General features: G+C 71.6%; 22 protein-coding genes. 13 read left to right on the forward strand and 9 right to left on the reverse strand.

Going from position 1 to position 24541, the window contains the following annotated elements; translation table 11 throughout:
- Positions 1–36: 36 nt before the first annotated feature.
- Positions 37–1995: a pseudouridine synthase gene (locus tag GGR24_RS16665; RefSeq protein ID WP_183396525.1), complete on the forward strand. Its 1959-nt coding sequence runs from the start codon at positions 37–39 to the stop codon at positions 1993–1995.
- On the forward strand, positions 1976–2533 hold the full coding sequence (gene rsmD / locus GGR24_RS16670; RefSeq protein ID WP_183396526.1) for a 16S rRNA (guanine(966)-N(2))-methyltransferase RsmD: 558 nt from the start codon (positions 1976–1978) through the stop codon (positions 2531–2533). Before GGR24_RS16665 ends, rsmD begins: the two co-directional genes overlap by 20 nt.
- On the opposite strand, the gene GGR24_RS17890 is transcribed toward rsmD, so the two are convergent.
- Both GGR24_RS17890 and mutL read right to left on the reverse strand, forming a co-directional pair.
- Positions 2530–3786, reverse strand: a complete 1257-nt coding sequence (locus tag GGR24_RS17890; protein WP_183396527.1) for a diguanylate cyclase — start codon at positions 3784–3786, stop codon at positions 2530–2532. The genes rsmD and GGR24_RS17890 overlap by 4 nt on opposite strands.
- The gene (gene mutL, locus GGR24_RS16680; RefSeq protein ID WP_183396528.1) at positions 3783–5567 is read right to left on the reverse strand and encodes a DNA mismatch repair endonuclease MutL; all 1785 of its coding nucleotides are present in this window, start codon (positions 5565–5567) and stop codon (positions 3783–3785) included. The genes GGR24_RS17890 and mutL overlap by 4 nt, the downstream gene beginning before the upstream one ends.
- Before the next feature lie 207 nt (positions 5568–5774).
- Between mutL and GGR24_RS16685 the strand changes: the two genes are divergently transcribed.
- Both GGR24_RS16685 and GGR24_RS16690 read left to right on the forward strand, forming a co-directional pair.
- The gene (locus GGR24_RS16685) at positions 5775–5933 is read left to right on the forward strand and encodes a YqaE/Pmp3 family membrane protein (RefSeq protein WP_183396529.1); all 159 of its coding nucleotides are present in this window, start codon (positions 5775–5777) and stop codon (positions 5931–5933) included.
- On the forward strand, positions 5930–6337 hold the full coding sequence (locus tag GGR24_RS16690; RefSeq protein WP_183396530.1) for a DUF4112 domain-containing protein: 408 nt from the start codon (positions 5930–5932) through the stop codon (positions 6335–6337). Before GGR24_RS16685 ends, GGR24_RS16690 begins: the two co-directional genes overlap by 4 nt.
- Before the next feature lie 596 nt (positions 6338–6933).
- On the opposite strand, the gene GGR24_RS16695 is transcribed toward GGR24_RS16690, so the two are convergent.
- The 3 genes from GGR24_RS16695 to xseA all read right to left on the reverse strand — a co-directional run bounded on the left by GGR24_RS16695 (position 6934) and on the right by xseA (position 12146).
- Positions 6934–8637 carry an AIPR family protein gene (locus GGR24_RS16695; protein ID WP_183396531.1) on the reverse strand — a complete coding sequence of 568 codons (1704 nt, stop codon included), beginning with the start codon at positions 8635–8637 and terminating at the stop codon, positions 6934–6936.
- A gap of 1167 nt (positions 8638–9804) precedes the next feature.
- Positions 9805–10713, reverse strand: coding sequence for an alpha/beta fold hydrolase (locus GGR24_RS16700; RefSeq protein ID WP_183396532.1), 909 nt, complete (start codon positions 10711–10713; stop codon positions 9805–9807).
- Positions 10714–10718: 5 nt separating this feature from the next.
- Positions 10719–12146 carry an exodeoxyribonuclease VII large subunit gene (gene xseA / locus GGR24_RS16705; protein ID WP_183396533.1) on the reverse strand — a complete coding sequence of 476 codons (1428 nt, stop codon included), beginning with the start codon at positions 12144–12146 and terminating at the stop codon, positions 10719–10721.
- Between the two features lie 225 nt (positions 12147–12371).
- Here xseA and GGR24_RS17810 point away from each other — a divergent pair, with 225 nt between their 5' ends.
- The 3 genes from GGR24_RS17810 to purD all read left to right on the forward strand — a co-directional run bounded on the left by GGR24_RS17810 (position 12372) and on the right by purD (position 14310).
- The gene (locus tag GGR24_RS17810) at positions 12372–12500 is read left to right on the forward strand and encodes a hypothetical protein (protein ID WP_281375428.1); all 129 of its coding nucleotides are present in this window, start codon (positions 12372–12374) and stop codon (positions 12498–12500) included.
- A 77-nt stretch (positions 12501–12577) separates the two neighbouring features.
- Positions 12578–12952 (forward strand): plastocyanin/azurin family copper-binding protein, encoded by a 375-nt coding sequence (locus GGR24_RS16710; protein ID WP_183396534.1) that lies wholly within the window; start codon positions 12578–12580, stop codon positions 12950–12952.
- A gap of 77 nt (positions 12953–13029) precedes the next feature.
- Positions 13030–14310 carry a phosphoribosylamine--glycine ligase gene (purD, locus tag GGR24_RS16715; RefSeq protein ID WP_183396535.1) on the forward strand — a complete coding sequence of 427 codons (1281 nt, stop codon included), beginning with the start codon at positions 13030–13032 and terminating at the stop codon, positions 14308–14310.
- A gap of 55 nt (positions 14311–14365) precedes the next feature.
- On the opposite strand, the gene GGR24_RS16720 is transcribed toward purD, so the two are convergent.
- The 3 genes from GGR24_RS16720 to GGR24_RS16730 form a co-directional block, all read right to left on the reverse strand.
- A complete protein-coding gene (locus GGR24_RS16720) occupies positions 14366–14914 on the reverse strand; it encodes a formaldehyde-activating enzyme (protein WP_183396536.1) in 549 nt (182 codons plus the stop codon).
- Between the two features lie 104 nt (positions 14915–15018).
- Positions 15019–15888 (reverse strand): TIGR01459 family HAD-type hydrolase, encoded by an 870-nt coding sequence (locus tag GGR24_RS16725; RefSeq protein WP_183396537.1) that lies wholly within the window; start codon positions 15886–15888, stop codon positions 15019–15021.
- Between the two features lie 70 nt (positions 15889–15958).
- Positions 15959–17350, reverse strand: a complete 1392-nt coding sequence (locus GGR24_RS16730) for an EAL domain-containing protein (RefSeq protein ID WP_183396538.1) — start codon at positions 17348–17350, stop codon at positions 15959–15961.
- Between the two features lie 113 nt (positions 17351–17463).
- Here GGR24_RS16730 and GGR24_RS16735 point away from each other — a divergent pair, with 113 nt between their 5' ends.
- The 4 genes from GGR24_RS16735 (at position 17464) to hisS (ending at position 21923) form a co-directional block, all read left to right on the forward strand.
- Positions 17464–17667 (forward strand): heavy-metal-associated domain-containing protein, encoded by a 204-nt coding sequence (locus tag GGR24_RS16735; RefSeq protein WP_183396539.1) that lies wholly within the window; start codon positions 17464–17466, stop codon positions 17665–17667.
- A gap of 95 nt (positions 17668–17762) precedes the next feature.
- Positions 17763–19148, forward strand: coding sequence for a sigma-54-dependent transcriptional regulator (locus GGR24_RS16740; RefSeq protein WP_183396540.1), 1386 nt, complete (start codon positions 17763–17765; stop codon positions 19146–19148).
- Between the two features lie 85 nt (positions 19149–19233).
- Positions 19234–20367, forward strand: a complete 1134-nt coding sequence (locus GGR24_RS16745) for a TIGR03364 family FAD-dependent oxidoreductase (RefSeq protein WP_183396541.1) — start codon at positions 19234–19236, stop codon at positions 20365–20367.
- A gap of 74 nt (positions 20368–20441) precedes the next feature.
- Positions 20442–21923, forward strand: a complete 1482-nt coding sequence (hisS, locus tag GGR24_RS16750; RefSeq protein WP_183396542.1) for a histidine--tRNA ligase — start codon at positions 20442–20444, stop codon at positions 21921–21923.
- Here the strand turns inward: hisS and GGR24_RS16755 are convergent.
- Positions 21920–22192, reverse strand: a complete 273-nt coding sequence (locus GGR24_RS16755; protein WP_183396543.1) for a hypothetical protein — start codon at positions 22190–22192, stop codon at positions 21920–21922. The two genes, hisS and GGR24_RS16755, sit on opposite strands and share 4 nt — an antisense overlap.
- Positions 22193–22345: 153 nt before the next feature.
- Here GGR24_RS16755 and GGR24_RS16760 point away from each other — a divergent pair, with 153 nt between their 5' ends.
- Positions 22346–23419 carry an ATP phosphoribosyltransferase regulatory subunit gene (locus tag GGR24_RS16760; RefSeq protein WP_183396544.1) on the forward strand — a complete coding sequence of 358 codons (1074 nt, stop codon included), beginning with the start codon at positions 22346–22348 and terminating at the stop codon, positions 23417–23419.
- The gene (hisG, locus tag GGR24_RS16765) at positions 23416–24417 is read left to right on the forward strand and encodes an ATP phosphoribosyltransferase (RefSeq protein ID WP_183396545.1); all 1002 of its coding nucleotides are present in this window, start codon (positions 23416–23418) and stop codon (positions 24415–24417) included. The genes GGR24_RS16760 and hisG overlap by 4 nt, the downstream gene beginning before the upstream one ends.
- The last annotated feature ends 124 nt before the right edge of the window (positions 24418–24541 follow it).

Below are 24541 nucleotides of genomic sequence, written 5' to 3' on the forward strand. Positions count from 1 at the left end.
GTCAACGCCTCGCCCGCATGCTATCGCCCGCTCGTCATGACAGAACCGACCGAAACGCCCGGCGAGCCCCAAGGGGACGCGCCGGAGGACCACGCCACGCGCCGCCCCGGCGAGCGCCTCGCCAAGGCGATCGCGCGCGCCGGCCTCGGCTCCCGCCGCGACGCCGAGATCTGGATCGGCGAAGGCCGCGTGAAGGTCAACGGCGCGGCGGTGACGACCGCGGCCTTCAACGTCACCCGCGACGACCGCGTCGAGGTCGACGGCCGCCCGCTTCCCGAACGGGAGCGGACGCGGCTGTGGCTTTACCACAAGCCGCGCGGCTATGTGACGACCAACCGCGACCCGGAAGGGCGCGAGACGGTGTTCTCGATCCTGCCCCCCGGCCTGCCGCGGGTGATGACGATCGGCCGGCTCGACATCAACACCGAAGGCCTGCTGCTGCTCACCAATGACGGCGGGCTGGCGCGCGTGCTGGAGCTTCCCGAGACCGGCTGGCTGCGCCGCTACCGGGTGCGCGCCTTCGGCCGCGTGACGCAGGCGCAGCTCGACGCGCTCAAGGACGGCGTGGAGATCGACGGCTTCGCCTACGGCCCGGTCGAGGCCGAGGTCGAGCGCCAGCAGAGCGACAATGTGTGGCTCATGATCGGCCTGCGCGAGGGCAAGAACCGCGAGGTCAAGCGCCTCGCCGAGCATCTCGGGCTCGCGGTCAACCGGCTGATCCGGATCTCGTTCGGGCCGTTCCAGCTGGGTTCGCTGCCGGAGGGCGAGGCCGAGGAGGTGCGCACCCGCACGCTCATGGACCAGCTCGGCAAGCGCCTGGCCGAAGAGGCCGGCTGCGATTTCGAGGCCGCCGTGACGCGCGACGACCAGGCGCCGAAGGTGACCGGCGGGCGCGGCGGGGCCCGCTCGGGCCCCGATCCGCGCGACCGCGCCCGGCTCGGCGATCCGTCGCAGCGCGTCGGGCGGCGCGCGCCGATCGCCCGCCCGCGCGACATGGCGCCGCCGGCCGCCGCCGCGCCCGCCGAGGACAAGCCGGCCCGCGTCAAGCGCGCGGCCCCGGTCGCCGACCGCCGCGGCCGCAAGGTCGCGGTCGAACGCGTCGCCCGCGCGGCCGGCGACGAGGCCCCGAAGCGGGTGCGCCGCAAGGACGCCGGCGCGGCCGAGCGCTTCGGCGCGGCGGGCCGGCCCGAACGTCCGACGCGTCCCGGCGCGAAGCCCGCGCCGCGCGGCGATCGACCCGAGAGACCCGATCGCGCGCCGCGTGGCGAAGGCGGCGAGCGCTTCGAGCGCCGCGCGCCGTCCGGCGACCGGCCCCGCGAGCGTGGCGACCGTCCGTTCCGCGCGCCGGCTGGCGACAGGCCGCGTCCGGAGCGTGGCGAACGGCCGCAGCGCGCCTTCGGCGACAGGCCGCAGCGCGCGGAGGGCGGAGAACGCCCGGCCCGTGGCCCGCGGCCCTTCAACGACAGGCCCCGCCCGGAGCGCGGCGAGCGGCCCCAGCGCGCCTTCGGCGACCGTCCGCAGCGCGGACCGCGCCCCGAGCGTCCGGACCGGGCCCCGACCGAGTCCGGCGCGTCGGCGTCGCGCGCGCCTGCGCCGCGCTGGCGTGACGAGGCGTCCTCGGGCGCGGCCGAACGGCCCCGGCGGCCGGCCGGCGATCGGCCGCAACGCAGCGACCGTCCCGAGGGCGGGCGTCCGCCGCGTCCGGAGGGCGGTCGTCCTCCGCGCCGCGACGGCGGCGAGCGTCCCGCCGGCGGCCGTCCGCCGCGCGGCGACAGGCCTTCCGGCGACCGGCCGGCAGGCGGGGGTCGTCCTGGCGGCAAGCCCGGCGGCAGACCGATGGGCGGCAGGCCAGGCGGGCCCGGCGGAAAGCCCGGCGGCGGCTTCAAGCCGCGCGGACCGGGCGGCGGCAGGCCGGGCGGCGGCGGCAAGCCCGGCGGACGACCGACTGGCGGCGGCGGCAGAGGACGGCCGGGCGGTGCGGATCGTCGGCGGTAGGTTCAAGGGCCGCGCGCTGAAAGGCCCCTCGGCGGACTCGCGCGCGATCCGGCCGACCAGCGACCGGCTGCGCGAGGCGGTGTTCAACGTGCTCGCCCACGCCTATGGCGATCCGGCCGACGGCGCGCGCGTGCTCGACCTGTTCGCCGGCACCGGCGCGCTCGGCCTCGAGGCGATGTCGCGCGGCGCGCGCTTCGCGCTGTTCGTCGACGAGGGGGCGGAAGCCCGCGCCTGTTTGCGCGCCAATATCGAGACCTTCGGGCTCGGCGGCGCGACCAAGATCTTCCGGCGCGACGCGACCAGGCTGGGGCCCGCCGGCATGGCGCCGTTCGAGCTCGTGTTCGCCGACCCGCCCTACGGCAAGGGGCTCGGCGAGCGCGCGCTGGCCTCCGCCCGCGACGGCGGCTGGCTCGCCCCGGGCGCGCTCGTGGTCTGGGAGGAGAGCGCCGAGGCCGAAGCGGCGGCGCCGGCCGGCTTCGAGACCCTCGAGGTCCGGACCTATGGCGACGCGAAGGTCGCGCTGCTGCGGGCCGCCTAGCCGCCCACGAGGTTCTCGTCGGCCACCGCCACCCGGTCGCGCCCGGCGCTCTTGGCCGCGTAGAGCGCCGCGTCGGCGCGCTCCACGATGACTTCGGCGGCGGCGTCGTCCCTGCGCCGGCCCGCGACCCCTATGCTGACCGTCACCGGGATCGCCACCGCCCCGACCGTGACCGGCTCAGCGATGATCGCCTCGCGCAGCCGGCGCGCGACGCAGGCGGCGTGCGCGGCCTCCGTTCCGGGCAGGAGCGCCGCGAACTCCTCGCCGCCGACGCGGGCGATGAGGTCCTCCTTGCGCAGCGCCGCCTTGCCGCGCGCGGCGACCGCCTTCAGGACCTCGTCGCCGACGCTGTGGCCGAAGCGGTCGTTGACGGCCTTGAAGTGGTCGACGTCGAGCATCAGCACCGTCAGCGCGCGGTTCGGCGGCGCGTTGTCGAGGAGCGACTGGGCGGTTTCGAAGAAGCAGCGCCGGTTCGGCAGGCCGGTGAGGCTGTCGGTCAGCGCGAGCTCGCGCAGCTCCGTCTCCAGCCGGCGGCGGTCGCTGACGTCCCAGAGCACCAGCGAGAACCCCTCCCCGGCGCGGCGATAGTAGAACTGGATGTCGCGCGTGACGCCGTCGCGGCACATCACCGCCCATTCGGCCATATGAGCCTGCGTCGGATCGGCCTCGGCGGCCGCCGTGACGACGGCCCACTCCGCGCGGGCCGCCTCGCGCTTTTCCGCGTCGGGGAAGGCGAGATCCCACCAGTCGGCGTGGTTGATGATGGCGCGCTCGGAATAGTCGAACAGCTCGTCGGACTTCCTGTTGTAGAACAGGGCGTTGAACCGCCGGTCGTAGAGCTCGATGCCGACCGGCAGCGACTGCAGCACCATGTTGGCCTGCGAAAGCGCCTCGACCGCCGTGGCGTCCGCGGTCTCCTCCCGAAGGGTGAGCACGAAGACGTCGGTCCGGCCCGGAGCGCGCGCGACGTCGGCCGCGAGCAGCAGCGCGCCGCGCGGCGTCTTGCAGGAGATCGCCGTGCGGGCGCCGAGGCCGTTCATCGGAAGCCGCTCGGCGAAGGTCGCGAGCTCCGCCGCCGCGGACCGGCCGACGAGCCGGGACAGGGGGACGCGGAGGTTCGCTTCGTGGGCGATCCCGAACAGGCGGCAGGCCGCCGGATTGGGCGCGACGCGAAGCGCCCGCCCCCCGACGGCGATCAGCACGGCGTGCTCGACGAGATCGAGCAGCCCCGTATCCGGGAAGGCGCCGCTCACCGCCGGCCGAACAGCTTTTCGAGATCCGCCGTCGTCAGCGTCACGAAGGTCGGGCGGCCATGGTTGCAGGTCGAGGCGGCGGGCTCGGCCTCGATCGCGCGCAGCAGCGCGTTCATCTCGTCGGGCTTCAGCCGCCGGCCCGCCCGCACCGAGCCGTGACAGGCGACCGTCGCCAGGATGTGGTCGAGCCGGCGCGCCATCGGGGTGGCGTCCGCCTCGCCCTCCGCCAGCGCCTCGGCGACGTCGCGCACCAGCCGGATCCCGTCGCACGGGCCGAGCGGCGCCGGGGTGGCGCGCACCAGCAGCGCGCCCGGCCCGAACGCCTCGACCGCGAGCCCGAGCCGCTCCAGCTCCCCGCGCGCGGCCAGCACCCGCTCGGCGTCGGCCGGATCGAGCTCGACCACGTCGGGCACGAGCAGTTCCTGCCGCGGCACGCCGGAGCGTTCGCGCAGCCGCTTCAGCTCTTCATAGACCAGCCGCTCATGGGCCGCGTGAGCGTCCACCAGCGCGACGCCGTCCTGGGTCTCGGCGAGGATGTAGGTGTCGTGCAGATGCGCCTTGGCCGCGCCGAGCGGCCGGCGGACGGCGTCCGCCGGCTCGTCCACGAAGGCGGCCGGGTTGGCGGCGGGCGGCAGGTCCATCGCCTCGACCGCGAAGGCCGCCTGCGCGCCGGAGGCGAAGCCGCGGACAGGCGCGGCCGGCCGCGGGGCCGCATAGGCGGCAGGCGGGGCGGCGCGGCGGGCGGCGAAGCGCGCGATCTCGGCGCCGCCGGCCGCGTAGGGCTTTGGCCCGCTGTCGGCGAGCGCGGCCCGCACGGTCGAGACGATCAGCGCCCGGATCAGGCCCGGATCGCGGAACCGCACCTCGGCCTTGGCGGGATGGACGTTGACGTCGACCTCTCCGGGCCCGACGCGGATGTCGAGCGCCGCGACCGGCGAGCGGTCGCGCGGCATCACGTCCTGATAGGCGGCGCGCAGGGCGCCGACGAGCAGCCGGTCCTTGACCGGCCGGCCGTTGACCGAGAGGTGGATCGCGCCCGCCGTGGCGCGGTGCAGATGGCTGAGGCCGACATGGCCGGCGAGCCGCGCGCCGCCGCGCTCGCCCACGACCGGGATCACGGCGCCGGAGACGTCCGCCCCCAGCACCTGCGCCAGCCGCTCGGCGCGGCCGGCCTCGTCCGCCACCGCCGGGAAGCGCAGCGTGCGGTCCTCCACCACCAGGGTCCAGTCGATCGAGGGGGTCGCGAGCGCCAGCCGCCGCACGACCTCCGCCGCAGCCTGCGCCTCCGCCCGCTCGGACTTCAGGAACTTGGCCCGCGCGGGCGTCGCGAAGAACAGGTCGCGGACCTCGATGCGCGTGCCGCGCGGCAGGGCCGCCGGCTCCGGCGCGCCCTTGCGGCCGCCCTCGACCTGGAGCCGCCAGCCATGCGGCGCGTCCGCCGTGCGGGTCTCGATCGCCAGCCGCGCCACCGCGCCGATCGACGGCAGCGCCTCGCCCCGGAAGCCCATCGTGGCGACCTCGCCGAGGTCGGTCTCCGAGGAGATCTTGGAGGTCGCGAAACGCTCGACCGCCAGCGCCAGGTCGTCGCGATCCATGCCGCAGCCGTCGTCGACGACCCGGATCAGCCGCGCGCCGCCGCCCTCGAGCACGATCTCGATGCGCCGCGCGCCGGCGTCGAGCGCGTTCTCGGCGAGCTCCTTCACCACCGAGGCCGGCCGCTCCACCACCTCGCCGGCGGCGATCCGGTTCGCGACCGTGTCGTCGAGCAGGCGGATGGGCATAGGCCGGACGGCTCCGGGAATCGTGGAACGGAAGGCGACGCTAGCACGCCCGGCCGTCGCAGGGGCGGCGACCCGGGGCCCGCGCCGCCATTTCCCAGCGTTCCAGCGGCGGGAGACCGGAGGCCGGGCCATCACGAAGCGTCGTCCCGCGAACGATTTCGTCTGCTCGCGCGTTCGTCCCGGTTAAGCAAGCAGGGTTTTTGCTCGATGGACGTCGTACGCATCCTGATCGCCATCCTGGTCCCGCCGCTGGGCGTGTTCCTGCAGGTCGGACTTGGCCTTCAGTTCTGGCTGAACATCCTTCTCACGATCCTCGGCTACGTGCCGGGCATCATCCACGCGATCTGGGTGATCATGCGCAGATGACAGCCGCCCGCGCCGCCCGTCCCACCCCCGGCTTCGCCGGGCGCATGCCGCGCGCCAGCGAGGCGGAGACGCTCGACCATCTCGAGCGGCTCGCCCATCTGCTCGACACCAGGTGGCGCGTGCCAGGGCTCGGCTGGCGGTTCGGGATCGACGGGATCGCGAGCTTCGTGCCCGTCGCGGGCGACGTCGCGACAGGGCTGGTCTCGGCCTACATGATCAAGCGCGCCCATGAGCTCGGCGCCCCGAGCCATGTGCTCGCCCGGATGGTCGGCAACGTCGTGCTCGACACCGTGGTGGGCAGCGTTCCGGTGGTCGGCACAGTGTTCGACTTCGCCTTCAAGGCCAACCGCCGCAACATGAAGCTGCTGCGCAAGCATTTTGGCGGCGGGCCGGACGTCGTTTAGGCTTTTATTCCTTGACATCAGCCGTCACCCGTGATCTCCTCCTGCTGTCCTTCCCCCGACAGGGAGGGCGACGACAAATGGGCGGCGATTTTCGAGCTTGCCGCGGAAGCGGGACGATTGGCAGCCGCGAGCACCGTGCCGACACCGATGTCCATCTCGGGTTTCGGAATAGAGATGGATGGATTGTGCGGCTTCGCGTGGGTTCGCGTCCCTGACGCCCGACGCGGCTTTGCGCGGTGGGGCAGTGAATACGGGCCGTGCCCACCGCCACCACCGGTCTGGCGCACAAATTTTCGCGGTCGGAACTACCCAATCCATCGACCGAGCTTGTGCCTATGCAACCGCGTTCGCGGCTGTGCTGAAACACAACGGCATCGTGTGCGAAGTCGAGTCGCGATTGGACTAGGTAGTTGCTTTCGAAAAGCCTCGCTCAGCTTTGGCACCGACGGAAGCCCGACTTTTTAGATTGCGACCGCTAGCAATTGTCTTTCTCGGACTACACCCGCCCGTGAACTTGGCGCAAGGGGCCAAGGCAGCGCCCCAGCGTTGAATCCGCAGGTGCTGTGGGCCGGCTGTCACACCGCAATCAAACCCAACTAAGTCTTGGCCTTTGCCGGTTCCTTGCCAAGGATCGAGGTCTTGACCTTGGCTTTCTTGATCAAGGTAGCAGTGAAAGCGGCGTCCTTAGCCGTCTTGTCGGAGGCACCTGCCTGGTCGAAGAGCTTGATCAGATGCGCCAGCTCTTCTTTCATATTGGCGTCCGTCAATGTGCCCACTTTTAGCTTGGCGAGGGCAGCGGCGTGTATGGGGCGCGATCCGTTGAGGCGCCAGGCGAGCGACATCATCAAGTGGTAACGCAGGTTGTTGCGGTGGATGGTGGAAATCGCTTTGCGCTCGCTCCTGAAGTAGCCGTCCACACGGAAGTAGAGTTCCGCGCAGACCTTATAGATGTTCAGGTCTGTGTCCGAGGAGAACATCTCGTCATAGGTCTGTTCGACGCGAAGGATGGTGGTGGGGCGGCCGCGCGCATCATGAGGACGTTCCAGAAGGATCGCCGCCACGGACTGGGCCAGGCGTTCGAGGCCAATGATCCGGTCCGCCGCCCTTCCCTTGTTGCGCCAATAGTCGCGCCGCCGATCGTAAAATATATTCAGCTGCTCCAGGAAGTCTTCGATCTTCCGCTGGAACGGTTCGGTGGCGTGGAGTGAGGCGGCTTTGATTGCGGTCTGGGAATTTGTCGCCTTGATCACCCTATCGCGCAGTTCGGTGTCCTCGAGTTGGAGGACCCGGACCAAGACAGCGCGATTGTCATCCTTTCCGCCCTTGGAGAAGAAGTTGAACACCTCATGCGACGTCTGTAGGCCGTTGACGATCAGCGGATTTCGGATGGTCATGACGTTGTCCTGGGCGTTCGCGTCCTCCGCCAGCATCGTCACGCCGTTGTTGAGCCACCAGAAGTCTGCAGGATCGCCTTCAGTCGCAAGGGTTTTGCCGATCTCCTTGTTGACAGACGCCGTCTTATTGTAGTCTCGGACATTGAACTCGAAGAAGGTGTCAATGATCTCACCCTCATCGCTGATGAAGTCGTAATAATCCTTGATTTTGGCCAGGAACACATAGCCTTTGCCGTGTGATACGGCGGTCTTCTCGAATCGGAGCTGCTTTATATTTCGGCTCTGCTTACGCGCCTCCGCATAGAGGCGGGCCGCGTCCCACAGCTCCACCTTGCATTCAAGATTAGGGTGCACCTTGGCCACTGTGGCCTCCAGCGTCGGCCTCAGTGCCGTGACCTTGTCGTTGCCGTGCTTTGCCAAAGTCACGTAGATTACGTGCACGTTGATCTTAGGGAATTCGCCCGCGAGGTCCTCAACAGCCTTCCGATAGGTCTCAAACTTCTCGCAGACCTTGTCGTTGTAGACCTTTGCAAGGTCGAGGGGCTTCGCCTTCAGGGTCATCAGGCTCGGCAACGCGGTCGCCAGCTTGGTCATGGCGGCTTCCTTGAAACCCGGCTCTAGCTTCGACTGGATCACGTAGAGATCGATCACGACCGGCTCCTTGAAGAGCCCCATGTCCGTGTCGGTGGCTATCAGCGCGCGGTTGACGAAGAGGTAGACGCTGTCGATCCCTCCGTCGTCTTGGCCGTCGACGATGCCATCCTCGATCTGATCGAAGTTGAGACCGAACCGCTTCAGGATCGTCTTGGCGGTGAAGCGCTCGAAGGCGTCGCCTTCCGAAAGCCCGGCGCCGTAGGTGGGTGCCTCCTTGGCGAGGATCGTCTTGATTAGGCCGGCTTCGGGCATAGGGTATCAATCCTTTGGGCCGCCATAGTTACGTGGGAGTCAGCACGCCACGCAAGGCAGGGCGCTCGGTGATCCCTTCAGTTCGGCGGGCAGCTTGCCCCTAGCACCAAATGGCCGTCGCGGACTGGACTAGAAGGGCGGCTAGAGCGTTCTGGTAGATAGATTGCATAACCGGTATGGCGGATGCCCCAAGCGCTAGTACCGAATGTCCGGAGTCTGGCTAGGGACCAATGTCGGCTACTAGCGCGTTGCGGGCTCTGCCGTAAAAAGGGATCGTGTCACACGGGCGAGAGGCGGGGACCCTAAACCGACACGCAAACGGTTTGTCGGTGTAGGGAAGAGCGCGACCCCGCAAGGGAGAACGGGCCGCCCGCGACCGGAGCGCGGCTTCCGCCAGCTGATGAACAAGCCGCCGCGCGTGGAGCGCCGGGCGACCGGCCAAAATACGCGTAAAACCACGGTGGCCCGGCGCTCCGCGCCTTCCGCTGTCGCTGTTTGAAACGGATGAAGGATTTGGAGCCGTGCGACCCGGCGGATCGCACGCGCCTGCCGTGAAGCGCCGGACCCTCGACCGTCATGCCCGGCCGCAGGCCGGGTATCCACGACTTGGGCGTAAGGCGGCGCGGCTGGAAGGTAAGTCGTGGATGCCCGCGAAGGCGGGCATGACGGGAGGGGAAAGCCGGCGGCGGAGGGTCTTCTGCGCAGGGTCGGTTCCGGACGCGAGCTCAGCGCCGGGATTCAAGGGTGCGCTCTACGCCCAAGACCCCACCCGACCCTTCGCTGCGCGAAGGGCCACCCTCCCCGCGCTGCGCGCGAGGAGGGAGAAGAGGCGGCGCGGCACGGACGAAGGGCGGTCTTATCCCTCCCTCGCAGAGGGGAGGGTGGACGGGCGAAGCCCGGCCGGGTGGGGTGTCTTCAAACGGAACCACCCGAACCTCCGCGTCATGCCCGCGCCTTCGCGCGGGTATCCACGACTTCAATCGCGCGGGACGGAGAAGGAAGTCGTGGATGCCCGCAAGCGGGCATGACGGCGAGGCGGGCCTGCGGGTCCATCGAAGGCCCGACGAAGACGGGCTGCGCCCCACGCCCCCACCCCACCCGACCCTTCGCTGCGCGAAGGGCCACCCTCCCCACGGCTCCGCCGCGAGGAGGGAGAAGAAGCGGCGTTCAGCCCCGGGCGAAAAACGCGAGCAGTTCCCGGAGCGTCTCCTCGGGGGCCTCTTCGGGCAGGAAGTGGCCGCATTTGAGCGCCCTGCCCTCGACCTCGGCGCCCCAGCGCCGCCAGGTCTCGAGCGGACCCTCGGTCTCGCCCGGAAAGCCGCTCTCGCCCCACAGCGCGAGCAGCGGCGCGGCGACGCGGCGGCCGGCGATGTGGTCGACCTCGTCATGGGTGACGTCGACATGCGCGCCGGCGCGGTAGTCGCCGCAGGCGGCGGCGATGCGGGCGGGGTCGCGGAAGGCGGCGCGGTAGTGCTCGAGCGCGCCCTCGAACGGCGCGAGGCTGCGGGCTGCGGTCCAGCTCGCCAGCGTGGTCTCAAGGAAGAAGTCGGGGTCGGCGCCGATCAGCCTCTCGGGCAGCGGCGCGGGCTGCGCCAGGAAGCTCCAGTGATAGGCCTTGACGGCGAGCCGTGCGTTCATGGCGGCCCACATCCGATGGGTCGGCACGATGTCCAGCACGGCGAGCCGGGTGAGCTTGTCGGGGTGGTCGAGCCCGAGCCGGTAGCCGACCCGTCCGCCCCGGTCGTGGCCGATGATCCCGAAGCGCTCATGGCCGAGCGCGGTCATCAGCCCGAGCATGTCCTCGGCCATCGCGCGCTTGGCGTAGTTCGCCCCGAACGGCGCGGGCTCCGGCGCGGAGGAGGCGCCATAGCCCCGCAGGTCCGGCAGCACGACCGTGAACCGCTCGGCGAGCGCCGGCGCGAGACCGCGCCAGCAGGCGTGGGTCTGCGGGAAGCCGTGCAGCAGCAGCAGCGGCGGCCCCTCCCCGCCGATCCGGGCGAAGATCTCGACGTCGCCGACCGGCGTGCGCCGGGTCGCGAAGCCGGGGAACAGATCGGGCAGGGTCTCAGACGCCATGGGGCTCACCCGAACAGATCGGCCTGGGGAGTTCCGGACGGGCGCGGCCTGCCGGCGGGCTTTCGCGCCGGGCGGTCCTCGCCGCCGTCGGCCGTGGCCGCCACCTCGCCGTCCGAGAATTTGAGCGTCAGCGCCTGGCCGGGCGCGACCGAGGCGGCGCGCGACAGGACGTGGCCGTCGGCGCCGAGCGCGAGCGCGTAGCCGCGCTCCAGGACGCCCTCGTGGCTCAGGCTGCGCGCGAGCTTCCACACCGCTTCGAGCCGATCGCGGCGGCGTTCCGTCAGCGCCCGCTCGGCCCGCGCCAGGCGGCCGTGCAGCGCCGCGACCCGTTCGCCGCACAGCGCGACCCGGCCCGTCAGCGCGGCGGGCGACAGTCGGGCGGCCGCGGCGGCGAGCCGGGCGCGATGGCGGCCGGCGTTGGCGGCGAGCGCCGGCCCGAGCCGCGCGGCCGCGTGGTCCAGCCGCTGGCGCGGGACCTGGGTCAGCGCATCGAGGCTCGGCAGCGCGCGGGCGGCGGCGCGCAGCTCGCGGCGGCGCAGGTCGAGCCCGCGCGCCAGCGCCGACCGGAGCCGCGCGCCGCGGTCCTCGGTCGCGGCGATCAGCTCGGCGCGCACCGGCGCGGCGATCTCGGCCGCAGCCGTCGGCGTCGGGGCGCGCCGGTCGGAGGCGAAGTCGATCAGCGTGGTGTCGGTCTCGTGGCCGACGGCGGAGATCAGCGGAATCGCGCTCTCGGCGGCGGCGCGCACCACGATCTCCTCGTTGAAGCCCCAAAGGTCCTCGAGGCTGCCGCCGCCGCGCGCCACGATCAGCACGTCGGGCCGCGGGATCTTGCCGCCGGCCGGCAGCGCGTTGAAGCCGCGGACGGCGGCCGCGACCTCGGCCGCGGCGGTGTCGCCCTGCACCCGCACCGGCCAGACCAGCACGCGGCGCGGGAAACGCTCGGCGAGGCGGTGCAGGATGTCGCGGATCACCGCGCCGGTCGGCGAGGTCACGACGCCGATCACTTCGGGCAGATAGGGCAGCGGCCGCTTGCGGGCCTCGTCGAACAGCCCCTCGGCGGCGAGCCGCTTGCGGCGCTCCTCGAGCTGCGCGAGCAGCGCGCCGACCCCGGCCGGCTCCAGCACGTCGATCACGATCTGGTAGGTCGACTTGCCCGGATAGGTGGTGAGCCGCCCCGTGGCGATCACCTCCATGCCCTCCTCGGGCTTGAACTTCAGCTTGGAGAAGCTCGTCCGCCAGACCACCGCGTCGATGCGCGCGCCTTCGTCCTTGAGGCAGAAATAGGCGTGGCCGGAGGAATGCGGCCCGCGATAGCCGGACACCTCGCCCCGCACCCGGACATAGCCGAAGGTGTCCTCGACGGTCCGGCGCAGCGCCTGGCTGAGCTCGGTGACGGAGATTTCCGGAGCGTTGGACAGAACGGGTTCGGGCATGGGGGTCCTTGGAGGCGGGCGTCCGAACTTAGCCGCTTCGCGGGCGCGAGGCGACCGCCTCCCGGGCCGGCGCCGGAGGGCCGCCTGCGTCATTGAGGCCGATCACGGAGCGATCATTTTCTTCTTACCAAGCTGGAACCCTTCTTCGATTGCTCCCCCGGAAGTGGAACTCTAATGCTCTCGCCGTGGCGGAGGCGACGCCCGCCGCGGCTTGGAGATCGACTGATGGTCGACAGCGGTCCGCTTTCTTTCGTCACCCCGCCAAAGGCGGTGACGCTCTTCGGCGCCAACTGGCTGGGACGTCTCAGCGACGCCTCGCTCTTCGGCCGTTCAGGCTCCCCCATTCAGGCCTGATCCGACTTCGGCCGCCGCCGGTTCCGGGACGGCGGCGACGCACCTCCTCACGCCCGGGCTTTCCAAGGACACGTTCCATGCGTTCCATGCTGCTCGCGGCGCTGTGCGTCGCGCTCCCGCTCAGCGCCGCACACGCCGCCGACCCGATCGAGATTCTGCCCGACGCCAAGGCCGCCACCGGTGAGATCACCGAGATCGACATCGACAAGATGGCGTTCCTGACGCCTGAGGTGAAGATCAAGTCCGGCCAGATCGTCCGCTGGACCAACAAGGAAGCGGTCGCGCACAACGTTCACTTCCGTCAGGGCCCGGCCAAGACCGTGAAGGGCGCGATGGGCCCGATGCTCAACGTCAACGAGGCCTATGCGGTCAAGTTCATCGAGCCGGGCACCTACAACTACATCTGCACGCCGCATTCGGCGGTGATGAAGGGTAAGGTGATCGTGGAGTAACGGCGCTTCGCTTTCGCGAAAGAGCCAACGCAGCTAGAACGTCGCCGGGTCCCACAAGAGCCGGCGACGTTTTCATTATGATCGTACTTCTCCTAGGCTCCGGCGGACGCGAGCACGCGCTGGCGGCGTCGATCGCGCGCAGCCCGCTTCTCACGAAGCTGATCGCCGCGCCCGGAAATCCCGGAATCGCCCAGCACGCCGAGTTGCGGCCGGTCGCGGCCGACGACGTCGCGGGCGTGGTCGCCCTCGCGAAGGCCGAGAAGGTCGACCTCGTGGTCGTGGGCCCCGAGGCGCCGCTGGTCGCGGGTGTGGTCGACGCGCTCGCGGAAGCCGGGATCAAGGCCTTCGGCCCCAGCGCCGCCGCGGCGAGGCTCGAAGGCTCAAAGGCCTTCACCAAGGAGCTGTGCGAAAGGCGCGGCATCCCGACCGCCGCCTTCCGCCGCTGCCGCACCGCCGAAGAGGGACACGCCGCCGTCGAGGCCTTCGGCGCGCCGGTCGTGGTGAAGGCCGACGGCCTCGCCGCCGGCAAGGGCGTCGTGGTCGCCACCACGCTGCAGGAAGCCCATGCGGCGGTCGATCACGTGTTCGGCGGCGACCTTGGCGCAGCCGGCGCGGAGGCCGTGATCGAGGAATTCATGGACGGCGAGGAGGCCAGCCTGTTCGCGCTCTGCGACGGGACCACGGCCTTGCTGTTCGGCGACGCGCAGGATCACAAGCGGGCCTTCGACGGCGACGAGGGGCCGAACACCGGCGGCATGGGCGCCTATTCGCCGGCGCCGGTGCTGAGCCACGCGCTGATCGAGAGAGCGATGGCGGAGATCGTCCGCCCGACGGTCGCCGCGATGAAGGAGGACGGGACGCCGTTCGTGGGCTTCCTCTACGCCGGCCTGATGGTCGGCCCCGATGGTCCCCGGCTGGTCGAGTACAATGTGCGCTTCGGCGACCCGGAGGCGCAGGTGGTGCTGCCCCGGCTGAAGGACGACCTGCTGGAGCTGATGGTGGCGGCGGTCGATGGCCGGCTTGCGGGCCGCAAGCCCGCGTTCCGGCCGGAGACCGCGCTCGCGGTGGTGCTCGCCGCGAAGGGCTACCCGGGCGCCTACCGGAAGGGCTCGGAGATCCGCGGGATCGAGGCGGCGGAGAAGCGGCCGCACGTCACGGTGTTCCACGCAGGAACCGCGATCGAGAACGGCAGGCTGGTCGCGGCCGGGGGCCGCGTGCTCGCCGTGACGGCGACCGGCGCAGACGCCTCCGAGGCGCAGATGAACGCCTATTCGGCGGTCGACCTCATCGACTGGCCCGAAGGCTTCTGCCGCCGCGACATCGGCTGGCGGGCCGCAGCCGCCTCCGAGGAAGGCTGAGGAAGGTCAGATGACCGGCCCGGGCGCCTGAGGCGTCCGGACCGGCTCGAATGGCTCAGACCTTACCGTCGAGACCCATCTGGTAGTACTTGTGGGTGATCTTCTCCTGGTTCTCCAGGAGCCAGTCGATCGAGGGCTCGGACGCCATCGCCTTGCGGATGGCCTCCAGCATGCCCTTGCGATGGATGTCGAACAGCACCTTGTGGTCGAGGTTCTCGACGTCGACGATCGTCGGCGCGAGCCAGACCGAGCAGATGATGCCGAGGTCGTTCGCCTTCTCCTTCGGGATGTACCCGGCGCGCACCGCGTCCAGCACGCCGTTCGCGATCGCGAACTGCACCGTGCCCATCAGGATGTTGGTGTAGCGCGGATTGTCGACCGTCACCTTGGAGACGCAGAGCGTCACCGGGCGCACCATCACGTCGGTGTTGAGCAGGGCGAAGACGCGGGTGTGACCCTTGACCTGGTCGCCCGTGAGGGTGGCGAGCGCCGTGCCGACCGGCCCGTCGAGCTCGCCGATCACGACCTCCGGCTCGGCCGCGGTGCCGGGAGGGCCGCCCGCGACGAGCGCCTCGCCGGTCCTGAGGACGATTCGGTTGCTCATTCGTGGTCTCCTCGAGTTCTGTCATCTGACGCGCCGGCCACAGCCGGGCGCCCGTTATTCGGGACGCCCCGAGGGGCGTCCACATAAGAAAAACTTTGAGCGGCCTACCAGACGAGCCGGGGCATGACCGCGACGGGGCTGTAGCCATGCTCGGCGAACAGCGCGGCGAGCTTCTCGGGGTCAGGCGAGCCGCGCCCGAGTTCCTCGCCATGGATGCCGTCGGCGATGAACACGCAGTCGATCCCGGCGGCGGTCGCGCCCGCCAGATCGGTCCGCACCGCATCGCCGATCGCGATGACCCGCGAACGGTCGACGCTGCGGTTCAGGATCTCCTCGGCGAGGCCGAGGGCCGCGTCATAGACCGGCGCATAGGGCTTGCCGGCATAATGCGTCTCGCCGCCGATCTTCTCGTAGAGATCGGCGATCGCGCCCGCGCACCAGAGCTGCTGGTCCCCGACCTGGACCACGAGATCAGGGTTGGCGCAGATCATCGGCAGGCCCCGCTCCTTCAACGCGGCGAGGCGGTCCGCATAGTCCTCCGGAACCTCGGTCTGGTCATCGAACAGGCCGGTGACCACCACCATCGCGGCGTCCTCGGGGGCCACCCGCTCGATGCGCTCGTCGCCGAGCAGCGGCAGGTCGCGCGGAGGGCCGATGTGATGCACCCGCAGGACGTCGCGCTCGGCCAGCATGCGTCGCGTGACGTCGCCGGAGGTGACGACCGCATCCCAGGCGCCGCGCGGCACGCCCTTCTGGTCGAGGTTCTGGACCACCCATTCCGAGGACTTGGGCGCGTTCGACACCAGCACCACGGCGCCGCCGCCCGCCCGGAACCGGGTGAGCGCGTCGGCGGCCGCCTCGTGAGCGTGGATGCCGTCGTGCAGCACGCCCCAGACATCGCAGAGCACGACGTCATAGGCGGTGGCGAAGGGCGCGAAACGGCCGAAGACCGGCGAGGATTCAGTATCTGACATCAGGCTGCGCTAAGCGGCGGGCGCCCCGGCGTCAAGTTCCGCCGCCGCGTCCGGGCGCGGCCGACGCGGCTCAGCTCGCTGCGGCGTTGCGCGGAACGAGCCGGAGCGCCGCCCCTCCGGGGGTCGAGCCGTCCCGCTCGGAAGGCGGCCGCACCGGACGCGCGGCCCCGAACAGCAGCCCCTGCGCCGCCCGCACGTCCATGTCGAGCAGTTCAGGAACGGTCCGCTCCTCCTCGACATTGGTCGCCACCAGGTCGATGCCATGGCGGGCGAGCAGGCCGGCGAGATCGGCCGGATGGATCGAGGCGCCCCGCACCGCGTCGGGATCAAGCAGCCGCTCGGCGGCGACCTTCACGAAGCGCACGCCCTTCTGGGCGAGATCGCGGGGCTCCAGCCTCAGATCGGTCGTACGATCCATCGAGAGCCGCACCCCGCGTTCGCGGAAGCCGTCGAGCGCGGCCCGCTGCACCGCGTCGAGCTGCTCGAACTCCGCCTGCCGCAGTTCGAGCACGACCAGACGCGCGCATTCCGACTGGCGATCCAGCGTCGCCCTGATGGCCGCGACGGCCGCGTCGTCCGAGAGCGTGCCCGGCGCGATGTTCACGAACACCGACCCCGTGCGCCCGCTGGCCGCGAGCCGCAACGCCACCCCGGCCGCGCGCTCCAGCGCGCGACGGTCGATCTCCGCGAGCCTGCCGGCCGCCGCTGCGACGTCCATGAAGCCCGCGGCCTCGGTGACCACGTCGGTCTCGATCAGGCGCGACAGCGCCTCGTAATGCAGGATGCGCCGGCTCGGCAGCGACACCACCGGCTGAAGATGGACGTCGATGCGGTCGTCGCGCAGGGCGAGCTCGAGCCGCGCCAGAAGCCCGAGGTCCGGCGCCGCCGCGCGCCGCAGGGGCTCGGCCGGCGCTTCGGGTTCGTCCGGGTCGAAAGGCTCGAGGTCGGGCCTTGTCCGACGCGGTTCGAGCGAGATCGGCGCCGGCTGCGCTCGCGCGGGGGCCGGCGAAGTGGCCGCGGGGCCGGCGGGGGGCGCGGCGGTCGCCTGCTCCAGCAAGCGGGCCGCCGCGAGCTGCCCGAGCCTGGCGTCGTGCGCGGCGACCTCCTTGGCGATCGAGGTGACCAGCGCGCCCAGCGCCGCGAGCTCCTCGACGATCGGCTTGACGGCCGCGCGGGCGCGCTCGCCGGCCGCGCCGTCGAGCGTCGCGAGCCGGAGCTCCACCGTCTCGAGCCTGCTCTGCAGCTCGGTCGCGACGCGGTCGAGGTCGTCGATCCGGCCGTCAGGCGGCGCAGGGGTGCGGATGAAAGCCAGGTGGACGACGGCCATGCCGCCGAGCGCCGCCAGCGCGGCCAGCGACGCCGACGCGAATCCGAGGCCGAGCCCGTAGGCTGCGATGACGCCCACGCACACCGACGTCACCGCCATCGCGGCGGCGACAAAGAAGTCGGCGGGTTTCGTCATGTGGCTCGGCTTCCGGACGGCGTACGACATCATCGCCGATTCGTGATTCGCCGGCCAAGCCCTCGAAGGTCGGGCGCCCGGCCTCCACATGAGATGAATCAGAAGGAGGCGACATGGTCACGCTCGAAGTGTCCGGAATGGTGTGCGAGGGCTGCGAGAAGTCGGTCCGTCAGGCGATCACCGGCAAGGATCCCGGGGCGGTCGTCACGGTTTCTCGGGAGACGGGCCGGGTGGAGGCCGAGACCAGGCTGAGCGCCGAGGAAGCCGCGAGCGCGGTGGCGGCGGCCGGATTCGAGGCGCGTCCCGCGGCGTCCTGAGCCGCCGATCACCATTCGTTTACCCTGTTGGGACACCTTGGAAGCCCGGCGGCCGCCGACCTGCGACGCCGGCATCATCCAAGGACCGACGCCCGATGCCGCTTCCGCAGACCTCGGACCCCGCGACCCGCGCCGATGCGCGCCGGCCGCTCGTCCTGCTGGTCGACGCGGACGCGGCCGCGGTGCGCGTGGCGACCGCCGCCGTGGCCAACGCCGGCGGCGAGATCCTGGCGGCGGTCGAGCCGGCGGCGGCGGTGGGTTTCGTCCGCTCCCGGCTCGCCGACATCGCGATCGTGGACGTCCCGGACCGCGCGACGCTGCCGATCATCGAGGCGCTCGGCGCGAGCGGCCTGATCGTGGTGGCGACGAGCGGCGCAGGTTCCGTGGCGCTCGCCGTCGAGGCGATGCGGCGCGGCGCGGTCGACTTCGTGCTGAAGCCCTATTCGCCCGAGACGCTCGCGCGCCGGCTTGCGCCACGGCTGGAGGAGCGGCGGCAGCCCGTCGAGGCGCCGATCGAGGCCGGGCCGGACGCTGACGAGCCGCGGGACTTCGCCGGCTTCGTCGGTCGCTCCTCGCCCATGCAGGCGCTCTATGGCGAGATCGCCCGGATCGCGCCCTCCCGCGCCCCGGTCTTCATCACCGGCGAGAGCGGATCGGGCAAGGAGCTCTGCGCCGAGGCGATCCATGCCCGCTCGGGCCGCGCGGCGAAGCCGCTGGTGGCGCTGAACTGCGGCGCAATCCCCCGCGAACTGATGGAGAGCGAGGTGTTCGGCCATGTCCGGGGCGCCTTCACGGGCGCGACCGACGACCGCGTCGGCGCGGTCGAGGCGGCGGCCGGCGGCACGCTGTTCCTGGACGAGATCGGCGAGATGGAGCTTTCGCTGCAGGCGAAGCTCCTGCGGGTGCTGCAGACCGGCGAGTTCCGCCGGGTGGGCGATCCCCGCCCGCGGCGCGCGGACGTCCGGATCGTGTGCGCCACGCATCGCGACCCGTTCGCGGAGGTCGCGGCCGGACGCTTCCGGCAGGACCTGTTCTATCGGCTGCACGTGCTGCCCATCCGCCTGCCGGCGCTGCGCGAGCGCGGCGACGACGTGATCGCCCTCGCCGGCGCGTTTCTGGAGAGCTTCGCCCGCGAGGAAGGCCGCGCGATCTGGCGGCTGTCCCCGGCGGCGGCGGAGCTTTTCAGGCGCTACGACTGGCCGGGCAATGTGCGGGAGCTGCAGAACGTGATCCGCCGCGCCATCGTCCTTGGCGAAGGCGACGAGATCACGCCGGAGATGCTGCCGGCCGAGCTCAGGCGGGCGGGGCCGCCCGCCGCCTCCTCCGTCTGCGACCCCGAAATCATCGAGCCGTTCTGGGTCCAGGAGCGGCGGATCATCGAGCGCGCCGTGGAAGCGTTCGGGGGCAACACGGCGCGCGCCGCGGCGGCGCTCGAGATCAGCCCCTCGACGATCTACCGCAAGCGCGAGCGCTGGGCCTGACCCCGCATCCTGGGCCCCGCGCCGCTGTTGACGCCGGGGCGCTGTTAGGGCCAGCGTCCGCCGCCTGACGATCGAGGCGGGACATTTGGCTGAAGACTTCGACCTGGCCGTCGTGGGCGGCGGCATTCTGGGGCTTGCTCACGCGCTGGCGGGCGCCCGAAGCGGCCGGCGCGTCGTGGTGATCGACCGCGACGCGCGGGCGAACGGCGCATCGGTGCGCATGTCGGGGCTGGTCAGCGTCGCCGGCCATCCGACCGGCGCGGCGGCCCGGCGCGCCAGGCGCTCCCGCGAGATCTGGGGCGAGGTCTGCGCCCATGCGGGCGTGCGCGTCGACCATGAGGGGCTGGCCATCGTCGCCCGCCGGCCGGAGGCCGCCAGCGTGCTCGCCGCCTATGCGGCGACCGAACCCGCTCCGGGCTGCGTCTTCTACGCGCCGGAGGACGCGCACGCCCTGTTCCCGCAGTTCCGCGGCGACATCGCGGGCGTGTTCTGGAGTCCCGACGAGATCAGGGTGGAGGCCAAATCCGCTCTGCCGAAGATCGCGGCCTGGCTCGAGGACGCGCATGGCGTGGCGTTCCGGTGGGAGACCGCGGTGAGCGCGATCGGCGACGGCGCGCTCGCGACCTCGCAGGGGCCCGTCCGGGCCAAATGCGCGGTGGTCTGCCCCGGCGACGATCTGCGGTCGCTCTTCGGCGACCGGCTGTCCAGCCTTGGACTCACCCGGGCGAAGTCGCAGATGATGCGGGTGCGCTACGACGAGAGCTTCGAGCTGCCCGGCGCGGTCTCCACCGACCTCTCCGCCGTCCGCATGCCGGCGCTCCAGGACGCCGAGGGGGCCGACGCGCTGCGCGCGCGGCTCGAGGCCGAGCAGCCCGAGCACCTCCAGCATGGCGTCGTGCTGCTCGCCTCGCAGTCCGCGGACGGCTCGCTGGTCGTGGGAGCCAGCCGCACCCTCGACGCGACGCCGGACCCGTTCCTGCTCCAGACGATCGACGACCTGATCCTGGACGAGCTCGCGGCCGTGTTTGGCAAGCGGCCCAAGCATGTCGTCTCGCGCTGGAGCGGGACCTACGCGTTTTCGGCGGACCGACCGGTGGTGGTCGAGGCGCCGGAGGAGAATGTCCGCGTCGTCGTGGCGGCCTCCGGCTTCGGCGCCAGCGCGGCCTTCGCGGTCGCCGAGGAGACGGTCGCGGAACTGCTCGGGGCCTGCGCGGCCTGACCCGCAGGGTTTCCCGGCGCGCCGAAAAGCTCTAGGAGCAGGCCGCGCCTCCGAAGCTTCGAGACCTGAACGCGATGAACGCCCGCCGCACCGACCTCACGCCCGCTCGCCTGCCGCGCGGCTTCGCCGATCGCGGCGCGGCCGAACTCGCGGCGACGCGGGAGATGACGGAAGCCATCCGCCGGACCTATGAGCTCTGGGGGTTCGAGGCGATCGAGACGCCGTTCTTCGAATACACCGACGCGCTCGGCAAGTTCCTGCCCGACCAGGACCGGCCGAACGCCGGGGTGTTCTCGCTCAAGGACGACGACGAGCAGTGGCTGTCGCTGCGCTACGACCTCACCGCGCCGCTCGCCCGCTTCGTCGCCGAGAATTTTCAGCGCCTGCCGAAGCCCTATCGCAGCTACCGGTTCGGCCCCGTTTTCCGCAATGAGAAGCCGGGACCAGGGCGTTTCCGCCAGTTCCTGCAGTTCGACGCCGACATCGTGGGCGCGCCCTCGGTCTCGGCCGACGCCGAGATGTGCATGATGATGGCGGACGCGCTCGAGGCGGTCGGCATCCGGCGCGGCGACTACGTCGTCAAGGTCAACAACCGCAAGATCCTCGACGGCGTCATGGAGGCGATCGGCCTCGGCGGCCCCGAGAACGCCGGCCGCCGGCTGATCGTGCTGCGCGCCATCGACAAGCTCGACCGGCTGGGGCCGGAGGGCGTCCGCGCCCTGCTCGGCGAGGGCCGCAAGGACGAGAGCGGCGACTTCACCAAGGGCGCAGGGCTGGACGCGGATGCGGCGGTTCGCGTGCTCGACATCCTGAAGGCCAAGGCGGCTGATAATCTGCAGACGGCCCGGCGGCTGTTCGACGAGTTCCCGAAGCCGGGCGCCGGCCAGGAGGGCGCGCGCGAGCTCTCGGCCGTCGCCACGCTGATCGACCAGGCCGGTTACGGCGACCGCGTGGAGCTCGATCCGTCGGTGGTCCGCGGCCTGGAATACTACACCGGCCCGGTGTTCGAGGCCGAGCTCACCTTCAAGATCGAGGACGAGCACGGCCGGCCGATCCAGTTCGGCTCGGTCGGCGGCGGCGGCCGCTATGACGGGCTGGTCGGTCGCTTCATGGCCGACGACGTGCCCGCGACGGGCTTCTCGATCGGCGTCTCGCGCCTTCAGGCCGCGCTGCGCGCGCTGAAGGGGGCCGACGCCGCGGCGGCGCTCGGGCCGGTGGTGGTGCTTGCGCTCGACCGCGAGCACATCGGCCGCTCCATGGCGCAGGCCGCGACCCTTCGCGCCGCCGGCATCGCCGCCGAGGTCTATCTCGGCGCCTCCGGCATGAAGGCGCAGATGAAATACGCCGACCGCCGCCACAGCCCCTGCGTGGTGATCCAGGGCTCCGACGAGCGGGAAAAGGGCGAGGTGACGCTCAAGGACCTGATCGAAGGCGCCAAGGCCGCGGCCGCGATCTCGGACCGCTCCGAGTGGACCGAGAGCCGGCCCGCGCAGGTGACTGTGCCGGAGGAGCGGCTGGTCGAGGAGGTCCGGGCGATCCTCTCCCGGCACGTCTAGGCGCCCGCGGAAAACTTCTCCCGCACGTCCTGCTCGGTGACCTGCGCCATCGGCTTCATGAACTTCACGGCCTCGGTCTTGCGGCCGGGGCGCATGATCAGCACGACGGTCTCGGCGCCGCCGCAGGCCGGGTCGCCGCAGTCGATCTCGCTGACCGTCACGGCGTCGTCCTCGCCGAGCGAGAGCGCGCCGCGGACGAGCGCGGCGATCCGCCGGGAAGCGTCGGCGCGGCCGGGGTCCTCCCGGCGGGATCGGAACAAGAGAGCCACGCCTCATCTCTACGCCGCCGGGCGGGCAGATGGACAGGGACCAAACGTCTCGCCCGCCAGGCCGGCGGCCTCGCTTACGCGGAAAAAAGTCGCGCCCGGCGGGCTCGACTGCTAGACGCGCCGTGAAATCCTGACCTTTGGCCCGCCCATCCGATGTCGAGTCCCCTGCTCAAGACCCTGATCGACCGCTTCGAGGCCGCCGGCTTCGCGCGCGTGGACGTGCCGATCCTCCAGCCCGCCGAGCCGTTTCTGGACGTCATGGGCGAGGATCTGCGCCAGCGCATGTTCCTCACGCTCGACGCCGAGGGCCGCGAACTCTGCCTGCGGCCGGACTTCACGATCCCGACCGCGCTGCTGCACCTCGCGGGCGGCGAGGCCGGCCGGGCGGCGTCCTATTCCTATGCGGGCCCGGTGTTCCGGCACGGCGCGAATGGCGGCGAGGTCACGCAGGTCGGCGTGGAGAGCTTCGGCCGCTCGGACCGGCTGGCCGCCGAGACCGAGGTGCTCGGGCTCGCGCTTGAGGCGGCCGCCGCCCTCGGGCTGCGCGCGCCGCAGATCCGGCTGGGCGACCGCGCGCTGGTGGAGGCGGCCGTCAACGCCGTGGAGGCGCCGGCCTCGCTTCGCCGGCGGATCAAGCGGGAGATCGCCTTCGGCGGCACGCTCGACTGCCTGGCGACGAAGGCCGACGGCGACGCGGAGCACGCCGGCCTGTTCGCAGCGCTGGAGGCCGCCGGCCCCGAGGCCGCGCGGGGCGTGATCGAGGACGTGCTGTCGCTCGCCGGCATCACGGCGGTCGGCGGCCGCACCCCGGCCGAGATCGCCGAGCGCTTCATCGAACGGTCCGCCGCGCGCTCCGCCGTCGTATCGCCGGCGCAGCGCCAGGCGCTCAAGAGCTTCCTCGCGATCGACGCGCCCGCGCCGCAGGCGAGCGCCCGCATCCGCGAGCTTCTCGGCGCAAGCGCGGCGGCCGACGCCTTCGACCAGCGGATCGCCGCGTTCTCGGCCGCCGGGCTTCCGGTCGACGCCATGCGGTTCTCGGCCGGCACCGGCCAGGGGCTCGACTATTACGACGGCCTGGTCTTCGAACTGGCCCGTCCGGGCGGCGGAGAGCCGCTCGGAGGCGGCGGCCGCTATGACGGGCTGCTCAAGGCGCTCGGCGCGAAGCAGCCCGCCCCGGCGGTCGGATTTGCGCTCTGGCTCGACCGCTTCGAGGAGACCGCGCGATGAGCGGACTGGTTCTCGCCGTGCCCTCCAAGGGGCGCCTGCAGGAGAACGTGCAGGCCTTCTTCGCGCGCGCCGGCTTGACCTTCGTGCAGCCTGGCGGCTCGCGCGACTACCGCGGCGCGATCGCCGACGTGCCGGATGTCGAGATCGCCTATCTGTCGGCCTCCGACATCGCGGGCCAGCTCGCGAGCGGCGCGGCCCATCTCGGGGTCACCGGCGAGGATCTGGTCCGCGAGACGATCCCGGACGCCGACCAGCGGGTGAAGCTGCTGCAGCCGCTCGGCTTCGGCTACGCCAATGTCGTGGTGGCCGCGCCCAAGGCGTGGATCGACGTCAGCACGATGTCGGATCTCGACGACGTGGCCGAGGACATGCGCCGCCGCCATGGCCGCAGGCTTCGGGTCGCGACCAAATACGTCAACCTCACCCGCGGCTTCTTCGCCTGGAAGAAGCCCGCCGAGGGACGCAGCGGCCCCGGGGTCTCGAACTACCGGATCGTCGAGAGCGTCGGCGCCACCGAGGGCGCGCCGGCGGCGGGCTCGGCGGACGTGATCGTGGACATCACCACGACGGGCGCGACGCTCGTCGCCAACGGGCTCAGGGTGCTGGACGACGGCGTGATCCTGCGCAGCCAGGCGCAGCTCGTGGCGAGCCTGCAGGCCGACTGGAGCCCCGCGGCCCGCAACGCCGCCCGCACCATCCTCACCCGGATCGCGGCCGAGGTGCGCGCCCGCAGCGTGCGCGAAGTCAGGGCGATGATGCCGAGCCGCGTCGAGCGGCTGATCGTCGACCTCGCGGCGCGGTTCGACGCGCGCGCGCCATTTGGCGCGCCTGCGCCCGGGACGCCGCTGGTGCTGCATGCGCCGAAGCGCGCCGTTTTCGATCTGGTGGAGGCGCTGTCCGCGGCCGGCGCGGGCGCCGTCACGGTCTCGACGCTCGAGGACGTGTTCGAACCTTCGCCCGCTCTGGTCGAGGATCTGTTCGGCGCGCTGGGGAGCTGAAAAAGGAAAAGGCGGAACCGCCTCGGGGGGTAGCGGTTCCGCCTCATGAAGTCGGCCAGTCGGGGGGCTAGCCGGCTTTTTTCAAAAGCTCGTTGCGAGCTTCCGAGCGTAGAACGGCGAATCA

It is taken from the genome of Hansschlegelia beijingensis (assembly GCF_014196425.1).
In the GTDB taxonomy this organism is placed as follows: Bacteria; Pseudomonadota; Alphaproteobacteria; order Rhizobiales; family Methylopilaceae; genus Methylopila; species Methylopila beijingensis.

Coding starts and splice junctions, on each gene's coding strand:
- GGR24_RS16665 (WP_183396525.1), top strand. CDS start 37: ATGACAGAACCGACCGAAACGCCCGGCGAGCCCCAAGGGGACGCGCCG.
- mutL (WP_183396528.1), bottom strand. CDS start 5,567: ATGCCCATCCGCCTGCTCGACGACACGGTCGCGAACCGGATCGCCGCC.
- GGR24_RS16685 (WP_183396529.1), top strand. CDS start 5,775: ATGGACGTCGTACGCATCCTGATCGCCATCCTGGTCCCGCCGCTGGGC.
- GGR24_RS16690 (WP_183396530.1), top strand. CDS start 5,930: ATGACAGCCGCCCGCGCCGCCCGTCCCACCCCCGGCTTCGCCGGGCGC.
- GGR24_RS16695 (WP_183396531.1), bottom strand. CDS start 8,637: ATGCCCGAAGCCGGCCTAATCAAGACGATCCTCGCCAAGGAGGCACCC.
- GGR24_RS16700 (WP_183396532.1), bottom strand. CDS start 10,713: ATGGCGTCTGAGACCCTGCCCGATCTGTTCCCCGGCTTCGCGACCCGG.
- xseA (WP_183396533.1), bottom strand. CDS start 12,146: ATGCCCGAACCCGTTCTGTCCAACGCTCCGGAAATCTCCGTCACCGAG.
- GGR24_RS17810 (WP_281375428.1), top strand. CDS start 12,372: ATGGTCGACAGCGGTCCGCTTTCTTTCGTCACCCCGCCAAAGGCGGTG.
- GGR24_RS16710 (WP_183396534.1), top strand. CDS start 12,578: ATGCGTTCCATGCTGCTCGCGGCGCTGTGCGTCGCGCTCCCGCTCAGC.
- purD (WP_183396535.1), top strand. CDS start 13,030: ATGATCGTACTTCTCCTAGGCTCCGGCGGACGCGAGCACGCGCTGGCG.
- GGR24_RS16720 (WP_183396536.1), bottom strand. CDS start 14,914: ATGAGCAACCGAATCGTCCTCAGGACCGGCGAGGCGCTCGTCGCGGGC.
- GGR24_RS16725 (WP_183396537.1), bottom strand. CDS start 15,888: ATGTCAGATACTGAATCCTCGCCGGTCTTCGGCCGTTTCGCGCCCTTC.
- GGR24_RS16730 (WP_183396538.1), bottom strand. CDS start 17,350: ATGACGAAACCCGCCGACTTCTTTGTCGCCGCCGCGATGGCGGTGACG.
- GGR24_RS16735 (WP_183396539.1), top strand. CDS start 17,464: ATGGTCACGCTCGAAGTGTCCGGAATGGTGTGCGAGGGCTGCGAGAAG.
- GGR24_RS16740 (WP_183396540.1), top strand. CDS start 17,763: ATGCCGCTTCCGCAGACCTCGGACCCCGCGACCCGCGCCGATGCGCGC.
- hisS (WP_183396542.1), top strand. CDS start 20,442: ATGAACGCCCGCCGCACCGACCTCACGCCCGCTCGCCTGCCGCGCGGC.
- GGR24_RS16760 (WP_183396544.1), top strand. CDS start 22,346: ATGTCGAGTCCCCTGCTCAAGACCCTGATCGACCGCTTCGAGGCCGCC.
- hisG (WP_183396545.1), top strand. CDS start 23,416: ATGAGCGGACTGGTTCTCGCCGTGCCCTCCAAGGGGCGCCTGCAGGAG.